The following is a 7,876-nucleotide window of genomic DNA, read 5'->3' as shown; positions in this document are numbered from 1 at the left end:
GTGTAAGAGATCACTAATCGAAAACACGTTATAGTTCTCCTCTTTTTCTATATAAAGATATTTATTACAAACTAAAGAAACACGTTGTGCCTAATTATAACCAATCTCTAACCAATGATAAAATTCTTTAGAAAAATTAGACAAAGATTGCTGACTGAAAACAAGTTTAGCAAATATTTATTATATGCTATTGGAGAAATTTTTCTGGTTGTTCTCGGTATTTTAATTGCTTTAAATATTAATAATAGAAACGAATTAGAAAAAAACAAAAAGTCTGTTGTTTCAAGTCTTAAGGAAATTCAAAGTAATTTATTAGATGATATTAAATTGTCACAAGATGTTTTAGAGTCATATTTAATAGATGATTCAATTCAGAAAAAGATTTTTGACTTTAAAAACCCTGCCACGATTAATGATTATAAGAATAAAAAAATTACTGAAATTGGAAATTATTATATCGACTTTGTAATCAATAAAAACGGCTACGAAAATCTAATGAGGCAAATTGATGTTATGCCTAAAAATTATACACCTATATTAAAAGATTTGAAGAATCTATATGTTAGCTTAAATTCAACTATTAATGTTTATAACGAAAGAGTTAGAAGTACCGTTTATAGTAATGTAGATTTTAAGTACAGTCAAGACTGGGAAATATATAAGAGGAAACATAAGCAAATTTCAAATGAAGAGGCTAATTATTTTGCAAATGATAATCGCTACAAAAAATATATTATAAAATATATGAACGATAGTGAAAATTTATTTGGTGAAAGTATGAGGTATCGTATAAAAGCAATTGAAACTTATAGAAAAATTGATTCTTTATTAAATATCAAAAAATCAGAACTACCGTTGCACTTATTAGCTAAGGTTAACGTAAACGAATTAAAAGGATTTTTAGGCATATATAAATTTGAAGGAGAAAGAGATATTTTAAATAAATTATATGTGAAAAATAATATATTATACTTTGATTTTTCTGATAGCGAATTTAATTATATAGAAACTTTAAGAAATTATAAAATTAATGATACTCTTTATTTAAATGAAGGTGGTGTTTGGAAATTTAATAGAGACTCCTTGGGTAGGATTGGTATAGAATATAGGGGTAATCCTATCAGGCTTACTAAAATAAGATAACGAAAGCACAACAACTTGTATAATTCATTGCTGGTTAGAGCCTACTTACGAAAGTCCTCGCAGACTTTCTATCTGTGATTTATTTGCTAAATTAGTGCTTAAACCACGCAACGAAATCATACATTAGACCGTTATGTGCAATACCACTCAAATCCAAAAAAAACTATTATATTACGACAATATTTAAGTTTTTGAAAAAGATAAAAGAATCAATAAAAATTTTAAACCATAATTATTAATTTAATATTAAAAACAAAAAATGAAACAATTAACCCGAATCTTTTTAGCCTTAGCCATTGGAATATTCTTTTCCTGTAGTAGTGATGATGATGATGATAGTACAAGTCCTTCTTTGTCGAATGCCGAATTAATTATAGGCTCATGGACATGGACTGCTCAATCTGAAAATGGTGTTACGGAAGACTTATCTAACTGTGATTTATTAGAAACTTATGTTTACAACGGAACACAAGCTGAACAGACCGATTATTATGGAGATGCATGTGACCAATCATATTCATCTACTGAAAATTATTCAATTGATGACAATATCCTTACTTTTTCTAATGTAGATGACGCAACAGATTTTTATAGTGAAGAAATAATAGAGCTAAATGCTACAACACTTAAATTGAAATATGTAGAAACGTACCAGAGCGAAACTTTCACTTACATTGATACTTATACTAAAATAGATTAACACATAAAAAATAGCATATAACAGCGTTTAAAAAATAGCGGAAAAGAATTAAAATTTAATTTATATTCTTTTACGTTATTTTTTTTGATTAAACATTTAATTATCCAACAGCTTTAATTTAACTAATAGAAACGAAAATCATACTAAATAAAAAACGGATTTTAATTCGGAGGTTTTTTTGAGTTTTAAGTAAATAAGTTACATTTGAGAGATATCACGTTGGAAAATAATGTAAGACTATAAAAACAACTGCACATAACACCGTTTATAATTAATTGCTTTTTTAGGCTTACTTACGAAAATTCCTGCGGAATATTCACGGGTTCGTAAAAGTTTACTAAATTAGTTACTTAACCACGCCACACCCGAGCGCAGCGAACAGACGAAGTAAACCATACACGTACGTGTAAGAGATCACTAATCTAAAACACGTTATAGTTCTCCTCTTTTTCTATATAAAGATATTTATTACAAACTAAAGAAACACGTTGTAAAACATTTGTAACAAACATTTAAGATATATTTTCATAATTTATATTCTACAACAAGTATATTTATTTCCATTTTATCAGCAGATTTGATTCATTTAAGATAAAAGATAATATTTTCAAACAATTAGTAATTGATTTATATAACACTTCTCAATATTGCGATTTTTCAGGGAATAGTATTAGGAATAATTATTTTAAAATCGTCCTTATTTAAAAGCAATGCAAATAAATATTTAGCCTACGCCATATTTACACTATCGCTTCTTTTATTAAATCTTGTTTTCGAAATAGTAGATATATATAACACTATACCCTTGCTACGTTTTATTGATAATATAGAATGGGGTTTTATTTTTCCAGTTTTTATTTTTCTATTTACTGTGCACCAAGTAAATCATCCTATACGACATTCTAAAAAAACCCGATGGTTATTTGTCCCTTTTATATATTATGCCTTCATCAATATTTTTAGTGACCTTGATACTATTGCTGGTGTTTATGATATTCCAAATTCAGTTTATAGAGTAATAGGAATTTTAAGACTTATAGGAATTTTTATAGTTCCACCATTTATAATTGGTATTTTAATCTATACATATAGTTTCATTAAATTTTCGAACAACACGCAAGAAAAAAAATGGATTACAATTTTATGGACGTTGGTTTCTGTATTATTGCTTTCTTGGGTATTAGCAATTATTCTTGGTTTATTTTTTGAATATGACGTTTCATCTTTTATGAAACTTCTTGCCTTATTTGGAACATTCGTAATCCATTGGACAGCATATTTTGGTCTATTTAAATATAGATTAGCGAAAGATAAAGAAGGTATCAATAAATTATTAACTCACAAGATTTCATTCAGCGATAATGACCTATCTATAGATACTAATCTTAAAAAAGTGAATTATTCAAATAATTTAGAACCACCTACAACAGAGAATCTTTATTACATAAAACTTGAAGCACTTTGTAAAAATCATCAAATTTATAGAGACAGTACATTAAATAGGGAAAAAGTTGCTGAAAAATTAGGAATAAGTTCAGGTTATGTTTCTAAGTTGGTAAATACAATTACAGGAAAAAATTTCGCAAATTATATAAATTACTATCGTGTAGAAGCAGTTAAGGAAATGATTTTAGATTCTGAATTTAAAAATTACAGTCTTTTAGCAATAGGATTAGAATCGGGGTTTACTTCTAAGACAACATTTTACAATGCATTTAAGAAAGCAACAGGAATGACACCAAATGCATACCGTAAAGCGCATAAATAAGTACGGATTTGTATTGTTTTAAGGTATTGGGACTTTTAATATGTTTACTTCATTTAGTTTCGAGCCATAATTAAAATAATTTATAACCAAATTTGGACTACTGTATATGAATTTAATTCGATTATTGCTTATTCCTTTTAGTATGATATCCCTGGTTGTAAAACATTTTGACTCGTCAAATAAATAATACTATGAAAAACTTAATAATATTTCTATGTTTATATACAACCATTGCTTCATCTCAAGAAGAATCGCAATTTGAAATTAAAGATAATCTGTTAAAAGTTGGTGTTTTTAATAACATCTCTCTATTAAACAATTTAACTCTTCAAAATGGTCTTTCAGTTAGAAAAAATCTTGATTTCGTTACTTTAGAAGTTCCGATTTTGATAAAACACAACATCTCAAATAAATGGTCTACATTTTTAGGTGTACAATCAAGAAAAGTTATATATAAAAATTTTCCAGACTTAAATATTGAACAGCCCTCAAAGTTCTATATATCGACAGGTACGGAATATGGATTTAAAAACAATTTTACTGGAAATTTCACGATAGGATTTCCTTTCGACTTACAATTAGGGTTAAAATTTTAGAAATTATAAATGAAAATAAAAAAAACTTTAACCACAGCTATTTTAATAATATTTTTTACAATCGGATATTCCCAAACAACAAAAAAAAAGAATCAACTTGAATTTTCTATAGGTTACAATTCAGGTTCATTAAAAAATTTAGAATTTGCCCCAATATCACGCTATGATTATAAAGACATAATTTATAAATTAAACTATGAACGAACGAGTAAAAAACAAAACATTTTTGAAATAGAATTAGACTTTTTTAACAGAACAGCGTTGAAAAGCGAAAGAATTCCAAGCTTAAATGCTGAGCATCTTAAAGCAGATTTAAGTTTCTCGTATTTAAAACAAATTCATAATAAAAACTCGCTTTCTATCCATTTGGGATTACAATCTTATACAAATGTTTCTTTTCTATATAATAGAACTGATTACCTAGCTTTACATCAAGAATTTGGTATTGCCAGTCGTTTTGGTTATCAATTAAATGAAAAACAGTATCTCTCTTCAAAATTGACAATTCCTTTCGTGTTACTTAGAATAACAAATAATGGTGGAAATGTTGCATCCTTTAATCGTTATCAAAGTGTGAAGTGGAACTTTAAGTATGGTTATGTACTTTCAAAATATTTTGACTTAAAAATAACCTACGACTTTATGTACAATAGACTTCAAATTCCTAGCGCTTATAGAGAATTGCAACATCAAATAAACCTTGGAATAATCTATAAATTTTAACTTAATTATGAAACTTACAAAATTAATAAAACATGTATTTTTATCTTCTTTTATTTTTATAGCAACTTCTTGTGCTGATGAGTTAATTGGTAATGTAGGGGAATTAGACGAAGATATTTTTCTAAATTATCAAACAATAACAGTATTAGAATTACCATTTGAAGATGATGCTGAATGGCATATAAATCAAGGTGGAAGGACAGGCTTGCAGAACAATCATTTTTCAAATCGTAATCAGAGATATGCTATAGATTGTGTTCAAAAATTAAATGGCATCTCTTTTATTGGAGATGGAACCAGTAATGAAGATTATTACTGCTTTGGTAAACGATTAAATGCACCTGGTTATGGAAAAATAATAGCTCTAGAAAATGATATTAATGATAATACAATACCTGGAAGTGTTAATAGTGATATTGATGAAAACACAAAAGCAGGTAACTATATTATTATAGACCATTTAAATGGAGAATATTCTCTTATGGCGCATTTTAAAAAAGGTACAATAATGGTTTCCGTTGGAGATATAGTTGTTAAAGGACAAGAAGTCGGCAAAGCCGGAAATAGCGGAAACTCTGGTGGTCCACATTTACATTACCATTTACAAAATAAATCTGGATATCTAGAAGGAATTGGTCTTCCAATGCAATTTTTAAATTATTATGCGGATGATGTATTCATAGAAAGAGGAGAACCTGTGAAAAGTGAGGTTGTAAGAAAGGAATAAAAACGTTTTACAACACCGTGTATAATTAATTGCTCGGTTCACTGCCGACTTACGAACATTCCATCGGAATATTCTATCTGTGATTTATTTGCTAAATTAGTTGCTTACACACGCAACACCCGAGCGCAGCGAACAGACGAAATAAACCATACACAAAACCGTTGTACCACATTATGAAAAAAACTCTATTTTGGACATTAATTTTTTCGATTTTTATGTTTTCTTGCAAAGAGAAGAAAACGGAAAACTCAAACGGACAAGAAAATATGGAAAACGATTTCGTTTCAAGAATTCATACAACGGACTTGGAATCTGATTTATACAGGCTTCTGGGCAAAACTTCATTAGAAAAACATATTTCGGACTTTGAAAACGTAGATTGGAAAGGCGACTACAAAAAGGAATTTAACTCTATGGAGTTTAATATGCCTGACTTAGAAGTTTTAAGCAAAAATGACTCAAAATATCTTTCAGTCAGCGTAGCCCCAAATACGGAGGACAGTTTTCAATATGTAATTGGACTTGGGAATCATTTAGAGACTGACGACCCGAACAATCCGAATAGAACAGTTGAATTATATATGACGGAATCGGAAAATGTGGAAATACCGAAAAAGTTTATCGACTTATTTTTCAAGCGGGACTTCTCAAAAATAAAGGCGGGTCTTCAAGAATTATACTTGATGGACGAAATAGAGGACGTCTATAAAAACGTGGTACAACAACAGCTATAAAACATAGCTATTACAGGCTTCCCGAGAGGTTCGGGTATATTTATGAAGTCGCCAAATTTTTAAATTTTTAGTAAAAAAAAGATAAAAAGAAAAATTTAAAAATTCGGCTCGTGTATAATCCGAAAAGTTAGCGTTTATTCATACGCTACGTTTCATATACGCAACGGTTGGCAACCATTTAATAAAAACTATGAGAAAACTTATTTTCCTACTTATTATAACAACCATATTTGCTTGTCAAGAAGAATCTAAATCAACTGATTTAATTAATCTAAAACTGACAGAAGTTGATGGTTATGGACCATTTGAAAAAAGATTTGGATTCCTTGACTGGACACCATTAAGCGAAAAAGGAATTTGGAGTAATACGGAAATCAAAACGACTGGAGTTCCAGAAAGTTGGATAACATCTAATGTTGTCCAAGTTTGGTTTGACTCACATCAATTTGCCTATCAAAATTACAAACTGGGAAATTTTAGCGAGGAGTTTTTTAATGAACTAAAAGAATCTTGGAAAATTGATTTAAGCAAAAGAAAATTTTCTGAAAAACCAATAAATTGTTTTGTTCACGTTGCAATAGGTAAAAATCAAAACGAAGAACTAGAATATATTGTTGATACAAATAATGATAAAGACTTCTCTGACGATACAATTAAAAAACCTACGCTAAGAGCTAAAGATTTAGATTATGAAAATCTAATTAAAAAATCTGAATCTGTAATTGCGGAAATAAGTACAAACGATGGAATATTAAGTAAAGAAATAAAAATTTTAGTTTTGTCGACAAGTGATGGAGAATTAATATATAATTTTCCAAAAATTGCCAAAACTACCTATTTAGAAAATGATATTTTAGTTAGTAATGGATTCTCTTATCTTACTTATGACGACAAAAGTTTAATTACACTTGATGTAAAAAACACAGAAATAGTTGGCTTAAATGAATTTATAAAAATAGAAAAGTCTTTATATAAAAATCTTGGTGTTGACATAAACACAAACGAACTACAATTGCTAAAAATGCCAAAGGATACCATTTTATATTCTACAAGAGTTGGATTTAATGTCAAACCATTTTCAGCAAAAAAACTTGAATCAAAAGATTCTATATATCTAAAAGATTTCAATAACAAACTTCTATATCTAGAATTTTGGGGAACTTGGTGCGCACCTTGTATTACTGCAATTCCGAATTTAAAAAAAGCCTATAATGGAACTGACAGAAAAGATGTTGAATTTTTGGGAGTTGCGGTTTTTGACACAAAAGAAAAGCTTAAAAGTGTTATAGAAAAATACGATATAAATTGGCCACAAGTGTTGGATGACGATTCAAATAAATTCAAAGAAAGCTATAATGTAACCGGTTATCCAACTTCATTTTTGATTGACGAAGAAGGTAAAATTGTGGCTAAAAATTTAAGAGGAGAGAGATTACTCGACACTTTGAATTACTACTTGAATAAAAGAAAATAAAAACGGTGTAT

General features: G+C 28.4%; 8 protein-coding genes. All 8 read left to right on the top strand.

Annotated elements, in window-relative coordinates:
* Nucleotides 1-114 precede the first annotated feature (114 nt).
* The 8 genes from KO515_RS02615 to KO515_RS02580 all read left to right on the top strand — a co-directional run bounded on the left by KO515_RS02615 (nt 115) and on the right by KO515_RS02580 (nt 7,865).
* Complete coding sequence (locus KO515_RS02615; RefSeq protein WP_215934832.1) at nt 115-1,143, top strand: hypothetical protein; 1,029 nt, start codon at nt 115-117, stop codon at nt 1,141-1,143.
* A gap of 259 nt (nt 1,144-1,402) precedes the next feature.
* Nucleotides 1,403-1,843: a lipocalin family protein gene (locus KO515_RS02610; protein WP_215934828.1), complete on the top strand. Its 441-nt coding sequence runs from the start codon at nt 1,403-1,405 to the stop codon at nt 1,841-1,843.
* Between the two features lie 622 nt (nt 1,844-2,465).
* Nucleotides 2,466-3,611 carry a helix-turn-helix domain-containing protein gene (locus tag KO515_RS02605; RefSeq protein ID WP_215934827.1) on the top strand — a complete coding sequence of 382 codons (1,146 nt, stop codon included), beginning with the start codon at nt 2,466-2,468 and terminating at the stop codon, nt 3,609-3,611.
* 191 nt (nt 3,612-3,802) lie between these two features.
* The gene (locus tag KO515_RS02600; RefSeq protein WP_215934826.1) at nt 3,803-4,207 is read left to right on the top strand and encodes a hypothetical protein; all 405 of its coding nucleotides are present in this window, start codon (nt 3,803-3,805) and stop codon (nt 4,205-4,207) included.
* A gap of 9 nt (nt 4,208-4,216) precedes the next feature.
* Entirely contained in the window at nt 4,217-4,930 is a 714-nt protein-coding gene (locus KO515_RS02595; protein WP_215934825.1) for a hypothetical protein, read from the top strand.
* A 7-nt stretch (nt 4,931-4,937) separates the two neighbouring features.
* Complete coding sequence (locus tag KO515_RS02590) at nt 4,938-5,657, top strand: M23 family metallopeptidase (protein WP_215934824.1); 720 nt, start codon at nt 4,938-4,940, stop codon at nt 5,655-5,657.
* A 173-nt stretch (nt 5,658-5,830) separates the two neighbouring features.
* Nucleotides 5,831-6,391, top strand: coding sequence for a hypothetical protein (locus tag KO515_RS02585; RefSeq protein WP_215934823.1), 561 nt, complete (start codon nt 5,831-5,833; stop codon nt 6,389-6,391).
* A 190-nt stretch (nt 6,392-6,581) separates the two neighbouring features.
* Nucleotides 6,582-7,865 (top strand): TlpA family protein disulfide reductase, encoded by a 1,284-nt coding sequence (locus tag KO515_RS02580; protein ID WP_215934822.1) that lies wholly within the window; start codon nt 6,582-6,584, stop codon nt 7,863-7,865.
* Nucleotides 7,866-7,876 lie beyond the last annotated feature (11 nt).

Origin of the sequence: Winogradskyella psychrotolerans (genome assembly GCF_018860545.1) — a bacterium.
GTDB lineage: Bacteria > Bacteroidota > Bacteroidia > Flavobacteriales > Flavobacteriaceae > Winogradskyella > Winogradskyella psychrotolerans_A.
This window is presented reverse-complemented; position numbering and strand designations above follow the sequence as displayed.

Excerpts from the sequence above, each read along its gene's own strand:
- KO515_RS02615 (WP_215934832.1), top strand. The coding sequence starts at position 115 with ATGATAAAATTCTTTAGAAAAATTAGACAAAGATTGCTGACTGAAAAC.
- KO515_RS02610 (WP_215934828.1), top strand. The coding sequence starts at position 1,403 with ATGAAACAATTAACCCGAATCTTTTTAGCCTTAGCCATTGGAATATTC.
- KO515_RS02600 (WP_215934826.1), top strand. The coding sequence starts at position 3,803 with ATGAAAAACTTAATAATATTTCTATGTTTATATACAACCATTGCTTCA.
- KO515_RS02595 (WP_215934825.1), top strand. The coding sequence starts at position 4,217 with ATGAAAATAAAAAAAACTTTAACCACAGCTATTTTAATAATATTTTTT.
- KO515_RS02590 (WP_215934824.1), top strand. The coding sequence starts at position 4,938 with ATGAAACTTACAAAATTAATAAAACATGTATTTTTATCTTCTTTTATT.
- KO515_RS02585 (WP_215934823.1), top strand. The coding sequence starts at position 5,831 with ATGAAAAAAACTCTATTTTGGACATTAATTTTTTCGATTTTTATGTTT.
- KO515_RS02580 (WP_215934822.1), top strand. The coding sequence starts at position 6,582 with ATGAGAAAACTTATTTTCCTACTTATTATAACAACCATATTTGCTTGT.